The sequence below is a fragment of the Candidatus Brocadia sinica JPN1 genome, from assembly GCF_000949635.1.
GTDB lineage: Bacteria > Planctomycetota > Brocadiia > Brocadiales > Brocadiaceae > Brocadia > Brocadia sinica.
Genome location: NZ_BAFN01000001.1, coordinates 1535317 through 1555431 on the forward strand (window position 1 = coordinate 1535317; position 20115 = coordinate 1555431).

At 42.1% G+C, this 20115-nt stretch carries 13 protein-coding genes and 1 pseudogene; 10 read left to right on the top strand and 4 right to left on the bottom strand.

Features of this window, described 5'->3' with window-relative positions; translation table 11 throughout:
- Positions 1-66 precede the first annotated feature (66 nt).
- The 4 genes from BROSI_RS06960 to BROSI_RS06975 form a co-directional block, all read right to left on the bottom strand.
- Positions 67-1254 carry a pyridoxal phosphate-dependent aminotransferase gene (locus tag BROSI_RS06960; protein ID WP_052563025.1) on the bottom strand — a complete coding sequence of 396 codons (1188 nt, stop codon included), beginning with the start codon at positions 1252-1254 and terminating at the stop codon, positions 67-69.
- Positions 1255-1490: 236 nt separating this feature from the next.
- Positions 1491-2897 (bottom strand): FAD-binding oxidoreductase, encoded by a 1407-nt coding sequence (locus BROSI_RS06965; RefSeq protein WP_052563026.1) that lies wholly within the window; start codon positions 2895-2897, stop codon positions 1491-1493.
- An 857-nt stretch (positions 2898-3754) separates the two neighbouring features.
- Entirely contained in the window at positions 3755-4840 is a 1086-nt protein-coding gene (mnmA, locus tag BROSI_RS06970) for a tRNA 2-thiouridine(34) synthase MnmA (protein ID WP_052563027.1), read from the bottom strand.
- A gap of 4 nt (positions 4841-4844) precedes the next feature.
- A complete protein-coding gene (locus tag BROSI_RS06975; protein WP_052563028.1) occupies positions 4845-5660 on the bottom strand; it encodes a site-2 protease family protein in 816 nt (271 codons plus the stop codon).
- 442 nt (positions 5661-6102) lie between these two features.
- Here BROSI_RS06975 and BROSI_RS06980 point away from each other — a divergent pair, with 442 nt between their 5' ends.
- The 10 genes and pseudogenes from BROSI_RS06980 to BROSI_RS07025 all read left to right on the top strand — a co-directional run bounded on the left by BROSI_RS06980 (position 6103) and on the right by BROSI_RS07025 (position 19969).
- Positions 6103-6873 (top strand): hypothetical protein, encoded by a 771-nt coding sequence (locus BROSI_RS06980; protein ID WP_052563029.1) that lies wholly within the window; start codon positions 6103-6105, stop codon positions 6871-6873.
- Positions 6874-7192: 319 nt separating this feature from the next.
- A pseudogene (locus BROSI_RS21280) lies at positions 7193-7515 on the top strand (HigA family addiction module antitoxin).
- A gap of 477 nt (positions 7516-7992) precedes the next feature.
- A complete protein-coding gene (locus BROSI_RS06990; protein WP_052563030.1) occupies positions 7993-9285 on the top strand; it encodes an argininosuccinate synthase in 1293 nt (430 codons plus the stop codon).
- A 4-nt stretch (positions 9286-9289) separates the two neighbouring features.
- Positions 9290-11053 (top strand): B12-binding domain-containing radical SAM protein, encoded by a 1764-nt coding sequence (locus BROSI_RS06995; protein WP_052563031.1) that lies wholly within the window; start codon positions 9290-9292, stop codon positions 11051-11053.
- The gene (locus tag BROSI_RS07000; RefSeq protein ID WP_052563032.1) at positions 11041-14238 is read left to right on the top strand and encodes a PAS domain S-box protein; all 3198 of its coding nucleotides are present in this window, start codon (positions 11041-11043) and stop codon (positions 14236-14238) included. The genes BROSI_RS06995 and BROSI_RS07000 overlap by 13 nt, the downstream gene beginning before the upstream one ends.
- 10 nt (positions 14239-14248) lie before the next feature.
- Positions 14249-15655 carry a sigma-54-dependent transcriptional regulator gene (locus tag BROSI_RS07005; RefSeq protein ID WP_052563033.1) on the top strand — a complete coding sequence of 469 codons (1407 nt, stop codon included), beginning with the start codon at positions 14249-14251 and terminating at the stop codon, positions 15653-15655.
- Between the two features lie 229 nt (positions 15656-15884).
- Entirely contained in the window at positions 15885-16556 is a 672-nt protein-coding gene (locus tag BROSI_RS07010) for an HPP family protein (protein WP_052563034.1), read from the top strand.
- A gap of 75 nt (positions 16557-16631) precedes the next feature.
- Positions 16632-18920: a PAS domain S-box protein gene (locus BROSI_RS07015; RefSeq protein ID WP_052563035.1), complete on the top strand. Its 2289-nt coding sequence runs from the start codon at positions 16632-16634 to the stop codon at positions 18918-18920.
- 52 nt (positions 18921-18972) lie between these two features.
- Complete coding sequence (locus tag BROSI_RS07020) at positions 18973-19503, top strand: hypothetical protein (RefSeq protein ID WP_052563036.1); 531 nt, start codon at positions 18973-18975, stop codon at positions 19501-19503.
- Between the two features lie 34 nt (positions 19504-19537).
- Positions 19538-19969, top strand: coding sequence for a response regulator (locus BROSI_RS07025; protein WP_052563037.1), 432 nt, complete (start codon positions 19538-19540; stop codon positions 19967-19969).
- Positions 19970-20115 lie beyond the last annotated feature (146 nt).

Below are 20115 nucleotides of genomic sequence, written 5' to 3' on the forward strand. Positions count from 1 at the left end.
GGATTGTTGATGTCAGGCACAAATCGGCAGAATTTAGGTAAAAATTACAGATTCTGAAACGATCTGCTAGCTGCCCAAAAATTTCTCAAACCGGTCTATCCCTTTTTCAATATTTCCCATGGAGGTTGCATAGGAAATCCTGATGTATTCATCAGACCCAAAGGGGGCGCCGGGGACAAAGGCAACATGTGCCTTTTCGAGTAACAGGTTTACTAAATCAAAAGAGTTTGTGACGGACTGTCCGCCAATCTTCTTTTTGTACAAATCAGACACATTGGGGAAGGCATAAAAGGCCCCTTGCGGAAGTAAACACGACACCCCTTTTATGGCATTGAGCCGCTCAACGGTATATTTTCTTCGTCTATCAAATTCACGTACCATCATTCCCACAGAATCCTGACTGCCTTTCAGCGCCTCTACACCTGCCAGTTGGGTAATAGAGTTGGCTCCGGAAGTTGTATGGTCCTGTATATTGGTTGCTGCCTTAATGATTTCTTCGGGACCTGCGGCATAACCTAAACGCCAGCCCGTCATGGAATATACCTTTGAAAAACCGTTTATCGTAACGACCTTTTTATAACATTCCTCATGAAATGATGCCGGGCTGAAATGTTTGGCGCCGTCGTATAATATCTTTTCGTAAATTTCATCGGAGATGACGTAAAGTCCTTTTTCTACGGCAAAGCTTACGATTTCCTGAAGTTCCTCTTTGGTATAAACCATACCCGTTGGATTACTGGGACTGTTCATAAAGAGTAATTTTGACCTTGGTGTGATTGCCCTGGCTAGGGATTCCTTGGTAATCTTGAAATGTTCCTTGTCTGTAGTCTTCAGAAATACGGGGGTTGCACCTGCCATGACCACCATTTCCGGATAACTTACCCAATAGGGAGTTGGAATGATAGCTTCGTCTCCGGTGTCACATAAAACGAGGACAATATTCAGAATGGCTTGTTTTGCCCCGGCAGATACGATAATCTGTGAGGGATTATATTTTAAGTGATTTTCCTTGAAAAGTTTTTCGCAAATGGCTTCCTTTAATACCGGTGCACCTGCGGTAGGGGTGTATTTCGTGTAGCCGTCTTTAATTGCCTTGATGGCTGCATTTTTCACATTTTCAGGTGTATCGAAGTCAGGTTCTCCTGCGCCAAAGCCAACTACATCGATGCCTTTTACCGCTAGTTGTTTGGCCTTGGCGGTGATGGCAAGCGTTGCCGATGTCTTTACCTCCCTGGCAATCCTGGATAACGCCATATACAAATGTCTCCTTTTCTAATAATATTCTTTTTTCCTGTAAATAAAATAATCTCAGAGAAGCTGAGGCCCTGAGAATTGAAATTAAAATACTATCGAGGCAAAGCCTCAGACCAATGAAAAACATTTGGAACCACAGATTTCGCAGATTACACAGATTCTGGATTATTGAATTTCACCAGATTATTGAGATTTTCATCTGTGACATCTGTGCAATCTGTGGTTTAAGACATTGCTTATTCTAAAAACATTTTACCTGGATTTAATATACCCTTGGGATCCAGCAGGTGTTTAATATCTTTCATAATTTGCAACTCTTGTGGTGGTACCTCAAGTGACAAAAATCTTGATTTTACATTTCCTATTCCGTGTTCTCCGGAAATAGTTCCACCAAGTTTAACGGTATTACGGAGGATTTCCTCAATCATCCTTTCTGCCAGTAACCGTTGCTGCTCCCCTTCGTGGTACATAACATTTACGTGAATATTGCCATCCCCAATATGCCCGAAGGAAGCAACTTTTAAGGAAGGATATCGTTTGTTGATATCGTTTATTCTGTGCAACATTTCTAATATCTGGCTCCGTGGAACGCAGATGTCTTCATTGATTTTATAAGGTGCTATATGATAAAGTGCGGGTGATATGGCGCGCCTTACTTCCCAGAGTGCGTCCCGTTCCTGAGGATTTTTTGCGGAGCTAACCATCAGTGCATGATTTTCTGTAACAATTTTTTCTATGAGAGAAACTTCTGTTTTAACACTGGTATCGTTTCCATCAATATCTATGAGCAAAATGGCATTCACTTCAGCAGGGATTTGAATTTCCTGCTTATATCCCTTAATACAGGCAATACTTGATTTGTCAATAAATTCAAGTGCCCGGGGCAAGAGACTATTGGAGATGATCTGGTTTGCGGCTAAAACCGCATCCTGCGGCTCTGCAAAAAAGACTAAAAGTGTTTCAGCCTTTTCCGGGAGTGGAAGCAGTTTTACTGTGATCTGCGTAAAAATGCCCAGCGTACCCTCTGAACCAACAAACAGACGGGTGAGATCATAACCCGTAACGCTCTTCAAGGTCTTGCGACCCGTATGGATGATACTTCCATCGGCAAGGACAACCTCCAGTGATAGAATATAATCTCGTGTAACACCATATTTTAGACCCGTGATTCCGCCTGAACATTCAGCCACATTGCCGCCTATGGTAGAGAATGGGGCGCTGGCAGGGTCTGGTGGATAAAAGAGTTTGTATTTAGCTACCTCCTTTTGTAGTGTTTGGGTGACCACTCCCGGTTCCACGGTAGCTGTGAGGTCTTCAGGAATGATCTCCAGTATGTGATTCATTTGGGTGAAATCTAATACAATCCCCCCTTTTACCGGTACAGCTCCACCGGTAAGCCCTGAGCCTGCACCCCTGGGATAAACAGGTATTTCATGCTCATTTGCAAACTGTAATGTGCTGGAAACGTGTCGGGTAGATTGTGGCCGTACAACAACGTCTGGCACATATTTTTGTTTGGAGCCATCGTATGAATAACATATCCGGTCTTCCAGTGCGTGAAGCACATTTTCTCTTCCGATGAGCCGATGCAGCTCTTCTATTAATGCAGTCGTTTTTGGCTTTTTAATTGTAACAGCATCCATTGAATAGTTTGTATAGTCTGGAAAATAGCCTTGCTCTTTTAATTCCCTATCAGAAGGAATGGATTTTCTTCCTTTGTAGGCAAAGGCTTATGGGTGTTTACTTTATTAAATTTGGAGAAATAAGTCAAATCCTTTTCCACTTACAAATATACTCAAGATGCTCATAAAATGTGAATTTTAAATTGATAACAGGGTGGCACGGACAAACTCTGTTTGTCCGTGTTGAACTTGCACAACATTGTTTATGAATCATCCATTTGAAATTTGGATAGACAATACAAGTCTGACCATTGCAGGCACAAAACATTATGCAGTATTACAAAAACACGGACAAGCATAGCTTGTACGTGCCACCCGTTAGATTATGGTTACTATATATCAAGTTTGTAAATCACAAATTGTGAGCCTCTTAGGTATAACACGGAATTACCATAACTTTTGACATTTAAAACCGCAGGATTGTTTTCTAATTTAATTGGTTACAGATATATATGAATTTGTGCATGGAGATGTTATCTTTTCTCCCCGGTAAAGGAAAAGATAAAAGTAAAAGAGAGGTCAGATTCGTAGGATTAATAAAGTAAAAACAAAGGGGGAGCTATTTAGAATAAAATAATAGGTAACATTTTAGCCGTTTGAAAATTGTTTTTAAATAAACCGCCACCGCTTGTTCCCAAACCATGTGCTGAACTTGTTGAAGCATCCGTTTGGAAACACAATTACAGAGAAACTGAGTTTCTTGTCCAGTACACTCCCAAACAGGATTTTGGGAGCGAGCAGCTAAAAAATTAGGTTTTACCGCCTGTGTAGCGTGAACTTCAGTTCGCAGGACATCGATATAAAGGCCTCTGGAACGGCTAAATATTTTCCACGTTTTTTCTTTCTATCCATCCCCCACCGACGACTGCATCATTATCATAAAAAACAACTGCTTGCCCTGGCGTAATAGCCCTCTGTGGTTCTTCGAACACGACACGTACCTTATCTGGTTTGTAAGGATAAACGGTAGCGTGTGCCGGGACGTGATTGTATCGTATCTTCACCTGTACTTTCAACGGTGTATCAAGTTTATCAAGAGGTATCCAATTTAGATCTGATGCCATCAATTCGTCTTCCAGAAGTTCGTCATCGGTGCCAATCACAACAGTATTTTCCCGTGGATTAATATCGACCACATATCGTGGTGTTCCCAGGGCAACACCGAGTCCCTTACGTTGTCCAATGGTAAAGAATGGTGCTCCGGGGTGTTCTCCTAAAATATTTCCCTGGGTATCTTTGATAGGTCCTGGAGTTATACAATTTCCGAACCTTTCGTATAAAAGGGTGTGATAGTTATTATCCAGGACGAAACAGATATCCTGGCTTTCCGGTTTGTCCTTGGTTTTTAAATTTAAGTTCTTGGCCACTTCGCGAACAGACTCCTTATTTATCGTACCTAATGGAAAGAGGGTTCTCGAGAGTTGTTCCTGAGTTAATGAAAACAACACATAGGATTGATCTTTACGGGCATCAATGCCTTTTTTCAGGATATACCTGTCCTTTGACCTTTCCACCCTTGCATAGTGTCCGGTTGCGATAAAATCGGCATTTAGCATCCTTGCAAAATCCAACAACCGGCCAAATTTGAGTTCCTGATTGCAGAGAATACACGGGTTGGGCGTTCTGCCATTGAGGTATTCGGTGCAAAAGGTATCGATGATGCGATTAAAGGCGTCCTTAAAGTTTAAGACATGGAATTGAATACCCAGCTGATCTGCGACACTTCTGGCATCATTTGCATCCTCAAGGCTACAGCAGACTTTTGTCTTGGTTATGGAGTCAAGTTTGTCAATACCCAGACGCATGAATAGGCCGATGACCTCATAGCCCTGTTCGACTAGAAAATGTGCGGCAACACTGCTGTCAACGCCACCGCTCATGGCAATAACAACTTTTGTCTTCATTTAATTATAATTTAAGTGGCACTGGGGTAAAGGATACGAAAAATATGATAAACAGGATAATGCCGAGTATCCTACGTTTGGGGTCGAGTGTGGTGTGTTCGTCTATAGGGGCGGGGTGTCGGAATCCAAAAAGCAAAAGCAATACGGCAAAGACCATCCATCCCGGATACAGCAATATGGCAATTACACAAAAAATAAGAATACCTATCGTATAAACAATTTTACTTTTTTTACCCAACAAGGCGTACATGATGTGCCCGCCGTCAAGCTGTCCGATCGGCAGTAGATTGAGCGCTGTAACAAACAAACCCGCCCACCCGGCAAAGGCAACAGGGTGAAGATAGATATCCATACCTTCAGGGAGATTTCCCAATACGAGTTTGGCAATAAATGAGAACAGAATCGGTTCTCCGAGTCCGAGGTATTGGGAGGAATCGCTGGGTACGGGACGCACATCAGAGAGGAAGAGTCCAATAATGATTGCCGGAATGGAAAATAAAAGTCCAATCAGGGGGCCAGTTGCACCAATGTCGAATAAAGCCCTTTTGTCCGGTATAAGCCCCTTCATCTTGATCACTGCCCCAAAGGTGCCAAAGGGCGGAAACGGAAGGGGGAGAAAATAGGGCATCGTGGCTGCAACATGATACTTTCGGCACATGAAAAAGTGTCCCAATTCATGAGAAAGAAGAATCGTCATTATGGTAATGGAGTACCATAATCCATTAACATAATACGTGGTCAAAAACGTTGCAATAAAGAGCAAGACATGGATGCGAGCCTTGCCAAAGAAGTTTGCTGGATTGAATTCTTCTAGTGACATTTGATTATTTGTTTCGAAATTGTTTTGTAATAAATTTAACAGGGAATTTCAGATGTACTCTTTGTCATTCCCACGCAAGTGGAAATCCAGAGGTCTAGATTCCTACTTTTACAGGAATGACAATCTTTGCTAGTTCAATCGTCCTCAATTGAATCGAAATGTTTCGGTTCAGGCTACAAGCCTAAACCAGCAGAGAAGTAAGATGTTCCGTAATTTAAGAATGTTATCAGAAAAAGACATCAAATTCAAACGGTATTTGAATGCTTTCTAAATGAGGTGGTCTTTGAAAGCATAATGATAAAATTTGATTCGTTATAGAGATAATTTCTCTGATTTCCAATATAATTCTGCTGCTTTCTTGCTTGACATCCGCCATATCGTAAGAATAATATGCTTGTAATTATAGAATAAAGATAAAAATCAATGTTAGGGCGAGAAGAGAATGAGAGAAAAATATAAGCCAGTTGCCTTGAAGAATGCGCCCATGGAGTATGCGCCAAGCAATGAACTCGGCGTTGTCTTTCTCTTTGCGCATGTCGCGCGCCTGCTCCAATTTCGGATTGAGGAAATACGCCCCCAATTTCCGGACTGCACTGCCTACCGGCGAATGGGAGACTCGGAGAAGAAAGCCAGAATAGAGTTCGAGTTCAGATCAAGCAGTTTTAAGGTACATGGTCATGATCAGGCTAAATGCGATGTGATTGTGTGCTGGCATCATGACTGGCCAGATGTCCCCGGCTCGATTGAGGTCATCGAACTGAAGCGACATTTTGGAGTTGCCCGAAAAGTCTGGATCCAACAGGCAATCAAGAGTCAACAGGAATATCTCGACGAGCATGATCGCATGGAATGGGCACTGTCAAAACGAGCAACCCCCGGAGACTTATTGCTGATGTACAAGTGCGCTCCAGTTTCCGCCATTACGGATGTATTCGTGTTTTCAGGAAACGACATTGCGCGGGGTGGCGCAGGATGGCGCGAAGGGGATGCATATTTCGGCGAGATACGCAGAATTTGCCACCTTGGATCACCGGTATTCCTCGACGATCTTCGGAAGCATAGGGTGCTCAAAACAGCATCGTTTGTCCGCCGCAATATGCAAGGTGTCGGCTTGCTGGCAACGGAATACTGGCCATACTTGTATGATATGATTCTGGAGCGAAACCCAGCGGCGAGCAAGAAACTAAATCAGCTAAGACCAGACAAACTATAGGAGAATGCCCAACCAAGGTGTGCAGGCGACGCTGTACCCGGGCGTTATGTAAAAAATCATGACTGCCAGGTAGCCAGGTAGGGTAGGCACCGCCTATCAAAAATTGAGCAATCGGGGTGGATTCTGCATGAAGGATATGTTCTCGTGAAAACGGGAATTGGATCGAAATGGTTTTGACAAAATAATCGGTAATTGGCGTGGTGCGTGTACGACATCCAACGTTAAATATTCGGTTGTCTGTCGCTTTGGAACTGTGAGATTGATTTTGGCGGGCAATGCCCTGCCCTACCTGATTCTAGAATATTTTATGGAGATAAATATGGTTTGCATACCAACACATAGAGAGCCAACCCATCCTGGGGAGATGTCCTTAAAGAATTTTTAATCCCTGTGAGTATCACCTAGCGGGAATTGGCAAAGGAAATTCATGTTCCATACCAGGGGATTAATGAAATCATCAACAAACGCCGTGGTGTGACACCCAGTACAGCTTTACGACTTGCAAAATTCTTTGGGGTTTTAGAAGATTTTTGGATGAATCTGCAACTCAGATGGGATATATACAAAGCGAAACTTCATGAGGCAAAAGAATTAAAGACAATTAGATCCCTCAGGATGAATGGGTCATTGGTACATTCGTAAATTTAACCATGAGATGTCCAACACGTCAGTGCGGTGAAATCGAACCACACGGTGCTTTTTAGCCTTTTGATAGTTTGAAGTCTGCAAATCAGTTTTTGCTTCATTTCTTCCGTTTTAGTTCCAGCTTGTTCAATTTGCCTTTTTTCTTCCTTGCGCTTTCTGCGGTCTTCTTTCTTCTTTTTAAAACAAATCTATATTTGTTTTGAATGAGGGTACTCTGGCTAACCATTTCATATTGAAAATCAGTTGATAATTGCTTCCTGTGTGCTATAATTTCATTTTGAAATGGTGTCGTCTTCAATTTTAAATATGATATTTACCGCAGAGTACGCAAAGGACGCAGGGAAGACTTTAAAATTAAAAACTTGTTCCAGACAGGTTCAGGAATTAAAGTTTTTTCTTAAAAATCTCTGCGAATTCTGCGCTCTTTGCGGTGAGATGAACTATTACTAATTAATATTTGGGAGATTGATATACATGTCTGAACAACGGAAAAAGGTGGTGCTGGCCTACTCGGGCGGTTTGGATACCTCGGTGGCAATCAAGTGGATTCCCGAAAAATATAACATGGATGTTATTACAGTGACCATTGATCTTGGCGCCGTAAAGGACCTGGATGCCATCCGGGAAAAGGCTTTAAAGATTGGGGCTAAAAAGGCGATTGTCATTGATGCAAAGGATACGTTTGTCAAATATTTTATCTTTCCAGCATTGCAGGCGGGTGCCTTATACGAGGGTGTTTATCCGTTGGCAACGGCCTTAGGGAGACCACTGATTGCAAAATTGTTGGCAGATGTGGCACATGAAGAAAAGGCAGATGCCGTGGCACATGGTTGTACAGGGAAAGGGAATGACCAGGTACGTCTGGATGTATCCTTGCAGGTATTGAATCCTAAGTTGCAAATCATTGCCCCGGTACGTGAGTGGAAGATGACGCGTGATGAAGAGATCAGATATGCCGAGGAACATAATATTCCGGTAGAGGCAAAGATCAAGAGTCCGTACAGTACGGATGAAAATCTCTGGGGGAGAAGCATTGAGTGTGGGATACTGGAAGACCCTTGGGCTGAACCACCGGAGGAAGTCTACAAATGGACAAAGAATGCAAATGATGCCCCGGATGCACCTGAATACATGGAGATTCATTTTGAAAAGGGGGTCCCTGTGGCTATTAACGACGAAGAAATGGATGGGGTTACCATTATCAATACCTTGAATGCGAGGGGTGGAAAGCACGGTGTTGGCCGTATTGATCATTTAGAGAACCGACTGGTAGGTATTAAGTCTAGGGAGATTTATGAATCTCCAGCTGCTATCATATTACACACGGCCCACAAGTCGTTGGAAGGTATGATTATGACAAAAGATGCCTTGCGGTTTAAGGATATTGTCTCTTCGCACTATGCGGATTTGATTTATAATGGACTCTGGTTTTCTGCCTTTCACCAGGATCTGGTAGCGTATGTGTTAAGCAGTCAGAGGCTTATGAAGGGGACGATCCGCATGAAATTAACAAAAGGGACATGCACCGTTGTGGGACGTAAATCACCGATGTCCCTTTATAGCGAAAAATTGGCCACGTATCAGAAAGAAGATACCTTTGATCACAGCGCCTCTCTTGGGTTTATTAAGATATATGGTTTACCGGTAAAGATACAGGCCCAAAAGCAAATGGATGTTTTAGCAGGGAGGGAGGCATTACATCTGGATTCAATCATGCCGCCGAAGGTTAAATCTCTAGGCAAGGCAGAGGGGGATAAAAAAAGGTGAAGTAATGAAAATACTGCTCATATTCCCACCGTCGTGGCACCCTTCACAGCCCTACCTCAGTTTACCCTCTTTAACGGCTTTTTTAAGACAAAGCGGTGTATGTGACGTCGTCCAGAGAGATATTAACATTGAGTTACTGGATGTTCTCCTTACGGAAAAGACTTGTGGTGAATTTTATCAGAGGATTGTTGATAAATTAAGACGCATGGATACTATGAGAGCGGCGCCCCACTGGGGAGCTGCTCCTGGTGAACGTGAAAAACGCCAGGCCCTGGTTCATGCAGTGGAAACAATTCCTGATATTATGAAAAAGGTAGAATCTGCGAAACGTACCTTAAGGTCAGAGGGTTTTTACGATCTCGATCGGTACATTGAAAGTATTAATGTTGTTAATGAAGTTCTCGGGATCATATCAACCCTGTACTATCCCTCATCGCTGACCGCGCTCAACAACGATATGCGGTATTCTGTGTATTCCTCTCAGGAAATTTTTAAGGCACTGGATAATGAGGAAGAAAATATCTTCCTTAATCTTTATAAAGACTATTTTCTTCCTTCTATCCTGGAGTTCTCTCCAAAATTAGTGGGTATTTCCATTACCAGCACTTCTCAGATCATTCCGGGGCTCACCCTTGCAAAACTGATAAAGGACCGCAACAAAGAGGTTCACATTACCATAGGAGGAAGTGTTTTTACGAAGCTCATTGAAAATTTGAAGAAGGTGGATAGCCTCTTTTCGATTGTGGATAGCTTTGTTGTTTTTGAAGGCGAGCATGCCTTGCTGGAACTTGCAGGGCAGGTCGATGGTAAGAGGGATTTTAAAAAGGTACCCAATCTGATTTATCGGGAAAACAACGCCACCAGGATCAATGAGCCATTTTATGCGGAAGACCTGAATAGGCTTCCTACGCCCGACTTTGATGGGCTTCCCCTGAGGCTTTACCATGCCCCTGCATCCGTCCTTCCCGTGCAAACATCAAGGGGGTGTTATTACAGGAAATGTGCCTTTTGTAACCTGCATCTTGACCATAGGAATTTTCGATTGCGGAAGGCGGATTTACTCCTGGAAGATATCAATAAACTCTCGCAAAAATACCATACGCCATATTTTTTCTTTACTGACGAATCCGTTCCCGTCAATCAATTGCGGGAGATATCTCAAGGCCTGCTGGAAAACAAATGGGATATAAAATGGATGGGAGGGGTGCGATTTGAAAATGCCCTTAATGATGACGCGCTGGGGAAGATGTATAAATCCGGATGTCAAAAATTGGTTTTTGGCCTGGAATCATACAATCAACGTGTGTTGGATTTAATGAAAAAGGGGATAAAGGCGGACATTGTGAAAAGGATATTGGATGGATGCCTGAAAGTAGGCATAGCATTCCACCTCTATATAATTATTGGATTTCCAACTGAAACCGAAAAAGAGGCATTGGAGACACTTGATTTTGTACTCAGGAAAGAATATCTGGATTCGCCGGGTTTTTCCTGCCTGCCGTCCCTTTTTGGAATGGAAAAGGATTCTCCGATTACTCAAAATCCCTCGGAATACGGGCTGGCGAGCATCATGGCGCCCGGAGGAGAGGATTTGGGATTAGGTTATTTTTACGAAGTAGTGCAGGGCATGTCGCCGGAAGAAGCTGAGAGGATGTATCAATACGTTATCAGTCAATTAAGTGAGAGTCTCTGCCCCTTTCCGTATAATTATTCAATGTCCGATGGGCTGTTATATATTACTCACAATAAAGGAAAATGTTTTCATTAAAGTCTATTAAAAACAAGCTCATACTGATACTTTTAGTATGTTCATTTACGCCATTACTGTTGTTGCGTTTTATGGCCTTCCCCAAGGCACAAAAGGATCTGGAAGAGGCCTTGATACGAAACTTGGAGGGGGTAAAGCAAAAACAGACAGAAATTGTAAAAATGTGGTTTGGCGAAAGGAAGCATGACGCAAAGATTGTCAGTAAAAATGTCTCTGCCGTATGGGAACGAAGTGTGGATGGCAGGAGCAGGGATTTTTCAAAGCTCTATGAATATATCGAGATGATTAAAACAGAGTACGGGTATAAATCCGTATATATTATCTCACGGGATGGCACAGTGCTTGTGTCCACAGAGAGGGAACAGGTGGGTTCTAACATTATGAGCCATGATTATTGCAGAGAGGCGTTGAATGGACGTATTTTTATATCCAGAATTCAACGTCTTCTTCCGGGCGAAGGCGAGAACAAAAAGGGTGATGGTGACGAACCGATGATGTTTATATCAGCTCCGCTCATTGGTTCTGACAACCTTATGTTCGGGGCGGTTATTCTCAAGGTAACAACATTACCACTCAGCGAAATTATGAAAAGTGCGAAACTGGGAAAGACAGGGGAAACCTTTCTCATCAACAGAGAGGGCTTTATGCTCACGGAGTCGAGATTTGTTGATGCGATAAAAAAGGCTGGCCTGGTTTACCAAAGGACGGCATTAGAGTTAAGGGTGGTAAATCCCCATACAGGAAAACTCACAGATGGCGCTCAAAAATGTCTGAACGGTAAAGACGGATACGATATGGAAGGTTATATAAATTACGATGGCAGGAAGGTGCTGGGGGCATGGTGCTGGATTCCGGAGCATAATTGTGGTTTACTTGCGCAGATCAATATCAAGGAAGGGTATGGGGCGGCTTACAGCTTGAAAAGATTTGTTCTTTCAATGCTGCTGGTGTTGGCTTTCCCATTGCTCCTGGCCGCATTTTACTTCGGCAAACGGATTTCAGATCCCATCCTCAATATAACAGAGGTAACGAAAAAAATCACCAGCGGAGATCTGGGACAACGGGTAAAAGGGAGTGGCAAAAAAGATGAAATTAGTGAATTGTCGCAGTCGTTTAATATTATGGCGGAATCTTTAGAGGAAAAAACGGTCAAATTAAAGAATTATACGATTGATCTTGAAAATACCGTAAAAGAGAGAACCCTTAAGCTGCAGGAGACAACGAATTTTTTAAATAGTATTTTGGCTGGTTCAACGGAATATTCAATTATTGCGCAGGATTTGAATGGAAATATCCTTGCGTTTAATGCGGGAGCAAGCCTGATTTATGGCTATGGACCGGAAGAAGTGATTGGAATAGCCAATGTGAGAGATCTTCATACTGCCGAAGATGTGCAGTTAGGGAAGGTGGAGTATATTCTGGATGTGGCGCGGAGAACGGGCCGATATGAGGGAGAGGTTGTAAGAAGGAGGAAAAACGGCGAGATATTTCCTGTTCATGTCACTTTTACATTACGACGCAATGAAAATGGGTATCCAATCGGGTTTGTAGTAATATCAAAAGACATTACAAAAGAGAAATTGGTGGCGCTTGAAAAAGAAATTGTAAATAATGTCAATAAGGTAATTGCATCGGGTTTAGAGATTAAAGAAGTTTATAAAAATATTTACCTTGAACTGAAACGCATGATCGATTTTACCTGGTTCGGTGTCGCGAGTCTCATCGATGGGACAGAAATTACGGAGAATTTCAATATTGTTGAGGGGGAATTATTATCCACTGATTGGTTCGCAAGCTGTCAGTCTCCATTTCATGCAACGGCACAGGGTATTGCCATGAAGAAGGGCGTGCCCGTTGTTGTTGCAGATACGGTTGGGGGAGAATATCAGTTTGATCGGGAATTATGCGAGAAGGGTATACATGCATATTTGTGTTTTCCATTGAAATTAAAAGGAATTACCACGGGAGCTATTACGCTGGGGAGCAAAAAAAAAGATGCTTTTACGGAGGTGCATTTTGGATTATTGAATCAAATTACACCACAATTAGCTATTGCCATCGAAAATACAAGACTTTTCCTGTCGATAAGGGAATCAGAAAAGAAATATCGGGATCTGGTGGAAAACGCGCCGGAAATGATCCATGAAATCAGTCTCGAAGGGAAATTTATTAACGTAAATAAGACGGAATTGAATAAATTGGGGTATTCAATAGAAGAGATGAGGCAGATGACGCTTGAAGATATTGTGCCAGGTGAATGCCGCGAGGAAATAAAGAGACATATGAAACGGATCAAAGAAACCGGGAGCAGTGAATTAGAAACGGTATTTCTGGCAAAATCAGGAAAGGAAATCAATGTCGAGATTAACGGAACAGGTCTTTATAATACCAAAACGGGCGAAAGTATTTGTGTGAGGGCATTTGTAAGGGATATTACAGAAAGGAAAAAGATGGAGGAGCAGGTACGGAGATCTGAAAAATTGGCCTCAATGGGTGAACTTGCCGCGGCAATTGCACATGAGATCAGAAATCCCCTTGGTGCGATCTGCAACTCGGTGGGAATTCTGGACACCCATTTGAAACTGACGGGGCAGGATAAGAATCTCCTGGAGATGATCGTTGGGCAATCTGAAAGATTGGATAGGATTATCAGCGATTTCTTAACCTTTGCGCATCCGCGTGAACCTTCCTTTTCTCTTCAGGATATTCGGGAAGTAGTTAAAAATACCATTTTCCTGTTAGAGCAGGATAGCCGATGTACTGACCAGATCGAGATAAAGGAGATTTATGAAAGCATATTGCCGAAGGTATATATTGATACGGATTTAATCCACCAGGTATTGTGGAATTTGTTTATAAATTCTCTGCAGGCTATGCCAAATGGGGGACAGATCAGGATAATGGTAAGGAAAACTAGTCTCTTTTTACGAGATGCTGTGGAGATTGTGATATCAGATACTGGGGGAGGTATACCTGCCCATGAGTTGGATAAAATATTTGAACCTTTTTATACGACGAAATCAGAAGGCACAGGCTTGGGTCTCTCAGTGGTCCAGCGTATTATTGATGACCACGGGGGAACTATTGATGCGAAGAGTAAAGAGGGCAAGGGGACAACCTTTTATATTAAGTTGCCTGTCGGAAATGAAAAATTGGCAATCCAGAGTACCTTTTTAATGGGATGATGTAAGAGTTATGGAAAACGGTAAAATCCTTGTTGTGGAAGATCAAGATGCCATGAGAGAATCCCTCGTGATTGCTTTTAGAGATGAAGGATATCAGGTTGAAGGCGTTGCAAGCGGGGAAGAGGCCATTCAAAAATTGGATAGTCATAATGTATATGACCTGGTAGTTACAGATTTAAAGATGAAAAAGGTTGACGGTCTGGAAGTGCTCAAGGCGGTAAAAGCTGCAAATCCATCCACGGAAGTGGTGCTGATTACTGCTTATGGTACTATTAGCACGGCAGTTCAGGCAATTCGGGATGGGGCATACGATTATGTGACGAAACCCTTTCGTCACCAGGAAATCTTGAAAGTTGCAAAAAAAGCGATTGAAAAGAAGAGCTTGAAGGACAGGGTCAGGTACCTCGAAGGAGAAATTAGAGATAAATATAAATTTGAGGGTATTGTGGGTAATTCTAATGCCATGCTGGAAGTGCTAAAAATAACTTCACATGTATGTCGTACTGAAAGTACAGTCCTGATAACGGGGGAGAGTGGGACAGGAAAAGAGCTCATTGCGAGGGCTATTCATTACAATAGTCTTCGAAAAGACGGCCCGTTTGTTGTAATCAATTGTGGTGCGTTACCGGAAAATTTGCAGGAAAGTGAACTATTTGGGCATATGCGAGGGGCATTTACGGGGGCTGTGAAAGATAAGGTTGGGTTATTTCTGCAGGCTCAAAAGGGGACGATTTTATTAGACGAGATTGGTGAGACTTCGCCGTCAACACAGGTAAAACTCCTGAGGTTCTTACAGGATGGGGAGATCCGCCCGGTTGGTGGAAACAAAGCCATATATGTAGATGTAAGAATTATTGCGGCCACCAATGAAAATTTAGAAAAAGCCGTTGAGTCGGGGAAATTCAGAAAAGATCTCTTTTATCGAATTAATGTGATACGTATTCATCTTCCTCCCTTGAGAGAACGGAGGGAAGATGTCCCGCTTTTGGTAGAATATTTTTTGGAAGAAATTTTAGAAAAACTGAAAAAGGGAAAAAGGGTATTTTCCAAAGAATCAATGCGGGCGTTGGTGAACTATGATTGGCCTGGTAATATCAGAGAGCTTCAGAACATAATAGAGCGGGCTGTTACTTTGTCTAAGAACGAGATAATAAATGCAGACGAACTTCCGCTTCCTGTAGAGGAATTTGCTGCACTTGCCAGAGATCCTCTGGAAGATCAGAAGAGGAAATCGTTCATTGTAACAACGCTCGCAGAACAGGAAAAAAATGCAATCATTGAGGCACTGAATAAATACGGCGGAAATCAAACAAGAGTTTCTCAAATACTTGGGATATCAACAACAACTCTTTGGAGAAAGATCAAAAAATATCGGATTAAACCACAGCACGAAATTTCGGACACCATTGGCACATAATTTCATCCTGAAACTATTGTTGCATAATGGAATGTTTTTGTGAACGGGTAAAGCCCGAATAATAGAAATACAAAAGAATATTGTTGTTTTAATAAGATATTGATTCAATGCCACTTATATGAAATATAGGTGGCATTTTGTTTTTGATGAGAAGTTGGTATATCTTTCGTTATGATAAATAAACGGAAATTTCACTTTCCAGTTATGTGAGGATAAACAGGTACCACAGATGTTTAAGAGGAAGAAAACTGCCAGGGTTAAAAAAGTTATAGACGTTAAGTTTGAGGTAAAGGAAGATTTTGAAGAAGCTAAAGGGAGTTTTTTGTCGCGTTTTAAAGGGTATTCAAATAGGGAGAATAGAAACATGCCGATAATGGACGAGATAAGTAAGATTAGTACGTTTATAAAAAAGTTACCCAGATCGCCCCAACCTGCGATCCCTGCGCGGGAGGTATGGCTTTCTTTATGGGGTGCGTTTTTGGGGGTGGGATTTACAGCGTTGCTCGCGTATCTCTGGAAGTGCCCGACGCTATTGGGGCCATTTGGCGCAAGCGCCGTATTGATTTATGGCGCTTATAAAGCGCCACTCGCACAGCCGAGAAATGTATTACTCGGCCATTTTCTTGCAGCATGCATTGGTGTAACGATACATGATTTTTTTGGCACTGCGTTCTGGTCTATTGCGCTTGGTGTTGCCCTCGCACTTGTGCTTATGACGGTTACCTATTCGATCCATCCGCCAGCAGGTGCAACGGCGTATGTGGCCGTTCAGACCGGGGGGTTAGGTGTTGGATATATGTATATCTTGAATCCCGTTATTTTGGGCGCTTTTATTTTGATATTAATTGGTGTCATTTTTAATAAGATGGGGAAAAGGGATTATCCGACACATTGGTGGTAATAGTATGAGCGACACAATGGATGGGCACTTATTCATGGATTTGGGGAAGTAATTTGTTAAATTACGGAGAAAACTATGTATATCTCGATTAAAAATCGGCTTATTTTTTTGCTAATCGTATTCACGTTGCTCCCATTTGTTTTGTTAAGAATCATAGCATATCCGAGGGTTCAGGCGGACCTTCAGGAAGTGCTTATAAGAAATCTTGATGGTGTTGGTCATAAACAAGCTGAATTGGTAACTTCCTGGGTGCAGGAAAGGATGAAAAATGCCCGCGTCATCGCAAACAACCCATTGATGGTCAAATGCGCAAAGATCACAAAGGAGGATAAAGATTTTGCAGATATCGTCCAATATCTTGAGGTAGTAAAGGATGAGTATGGTTATAAAGGTGTTCTTGTAAGTAATGATAAAGGCTTGGTAACAGTTGCTACGGCGGAAGAAGGCATAGGAACCGACATTTCGCAAATGGATTACTTCAGGGAGGCACTACAAGGAAATACATTTATATCGAATGTTTTTCCATCTGAAATCCCGCTTGCCAATGAATTGGGGGAGAAAGAGCTGGGTATGCCTACGATGTTTGTTTCGACGCCACTTAAGGATCGTGATGGAGTTGTAGTTGGCGTTGTTGCCATTAGAGTAGACGAAAAGACCCTGAACGATTTGATGTTAAGTCTTCATTTGGGGAAGACAGGAGAGACATATCTGGTAAATAAAGATGGGTATATGATCACCGAATCGAGATTTGCTGCACATTTAAAAGAGATGGGATTGGTTAAAAAAAGGTGCGCATTGGAATTGAAGTTGGTTAATCCAGAAACTGGAGAATTAACCAGCGGTGTCCAGCAGTGTATTGCAGGGAATAGTGGATTTGATGCGAAAGGTTATAAGGACTATAGCGGCTTGACGGTTCTTGGTGTATGGCGCTGGTTGCCGGAGTTTAATTGGGGCGTTATTGCTGAAATCGACAGGGACGAGGGGTATGGAGCCGCCTATAATCTTAATTATATTGTGAGTTCAGTGTTGTTGGTGATTGCATTTCCCATTGTAATTGTGGCGTATATTATTGGCAGAAAAACCTCGACACCGATTATTAAGCTGACTGAAGTAACGAAAAAGATGGCCTCCGGGGATTTGTCGCAAAGGGTTGATATAAAGAGGGAAGATGAGATTGGTGAATTAGCGAATTCCTTTAACGTGATGGCGAAATCTCTGGATGAAAAGACGAGGGAGGTAGTGGAGTCCGAAAAACGATATAGAGAATTATTTAACTCCATAAAGGAAGGTATTTATCAATCTGAACCTGGCGTTGAGGGTGTATTTACATTTATCAATAAGTCCGGCGCAGAAATATTGGGATACAGTAGCCCGGAAGAAGTGATCGGGACAAAGGTAAAAAATATCTATGTAGATCCGGAGGACAGAAGACGCCTCTGTGAGAAACTTGAAAAAGATGGGGTGTGGAGGGAATTTGTATCCCTTTGTAAGAGGAAGAATGGTGAAAGTTTTTATGCAGAACGTACAAGTAATATGCTGAGGGATGAGAAGGGAAGCCCTGTAGCTATCTACGGGGTACTCAGGGATATCTCAGAGAGGAAGAAGGCAGAGCAGGAGATTACCGAATCAGAAAAGAGATATCGCTTGTTATTCGATTCCCTAAAAGAAGGTGTTTATCAATCTGAACCCGAAGTGGACGGTACGTTTATATGGATTAACCGAGCCGGAGCTGAAGTTCTGGGTTATAAGTCTCCTGAAGAAGTAATTGGAATGAAGGTAAAGGATATTTATGTGAATCCGGATGACCGCATAAAGGTGGTTGAAAAGCTATCCAAAGAAGGCGTTTGGAAGGGTTTTGTATCTTTTTGTAAGAGGAAAAATGGCGAACGCTTCTATATGGAACGGACATCTAATATGATTGCTGATGAGAAGGGCAAACCTGTTCGCGTTGATGGAATATTTAGAGATATTACCGAACGAAAGAAGCTTGAAGAGGAATTGCAGGAATCTGAAAGACATCATAGACAATTACTGAATTCGTTGAGAGAGGGGATCTATCAGTGTGAACCTACTGAAGATGGGGTATTTACATGGATCAACCAGTCTGGCGCTGAGATACTTGGCTATGGTTCGCCAGAAGAAGTAATTGGCACACGGGTTAAGGATGTATATGTAAATCCCGATGATCGGAAAGAATTGGTAGAAAAGCTTGAAAAAGAAGGGGTATGGAGGGATTTTACATCATATTGCAAAAGGAAAAATGGAGAGCGATTCATTTCAGAAAGGACATGCAATCTCGTGCGCGATGAAAACGGTAAAGCGGTACGAATTGAAGGTGTATTCAGGGATATTACAGAAAGATAAAGCGATTATTTTTAGGAAGATTTTCAAAACGCTGAACTAGGAGCAGAAAATTATGGGAAATGAAATAGTAAAGGGCTTATCCGTTAATGCGAAGACCCTTATTATAATATTGCTGTTTGTGAATGTAGGGTTTGCATCCAAGATGATAAATAAATACTATGCCATGAAGGAGGCAGGTTATATCAGGGAAAAAACCTTCCATGAACAACTCGAAAAAAGGGTGATGAAGGCCTTCGGTTCTATGGAAGAGTTGAATAAGATGGTTAATGATATTACTAGGCAAAAAGAAGATGCAGAAAAGATAGCAGCTTCTTTTAAGACACAGGGCGAGCAACTCAAGCTCGTGAACATGAAGCTTGAAGATGCAAAGGCAAAACTGGAGGAGGAAAAGGCCCGGTTGCAAAAGGAGATATGGGAATTAGAAGATTCGCTGTCCCTTGCAAAGAAAACGCTGAGTAACAAGGATGTGACCATTCGGGAACTCATGGGGAGTCTGGAGCGAGTTGAAAAAGAAAATGCGGCGCTGAAAAAACAGTTTGATGAGCACTCGAAAACGCCAGAATGGAGTCTTCCCAAACAATAAAAGATGATATTAATGGTAAAATCGAAAGATTTTTATGGCAAGGGTTTTAATTATAGAAGAGCAGGAGAAAGCCAGAAAGTCACTGGTAAGTGTCTTTAAGCGAGAGGGTTTTGAAACATGCGACGGAACGGGGTGGGGTGGTGCGGCAGAGTTATTCGGAAGAAATGCCTATGACCTTATTATCGTTGATTTGGGTGTAAGACCTGCTGATGGCTATGAAGTATTAAAGACGATCAGATTCTCTAACTCTGATGCTGAGATTGTAGCAATAATTTCTCAGAATATCTATGATGCAGACCGACTGGCTAGTTGTGGAGTGTATGATTGCATACTGAAGCCTTTCAGACAGAAAGATGTAATCGATATAGGAAAGAAGGCGCTCGAAAAAAAACTATTAGCTGACAAAGTCCGTAACCTGGAACAGATCATGGATATGAACAAAATGATTCTCAGAAAAAAGAGTTGAAGCGGAATTCAGCCAATGGGGGGATTTGCTTGTCTGATTGTTTAGAAATAAGGGAAAGGAGGTATGATAAAAAATTAAAAATATAAAAAGAGTTTTTGCCCGTTAGATGTTGGAAGTTTGTAATAAGAGGAGAAATATGTTAAAAA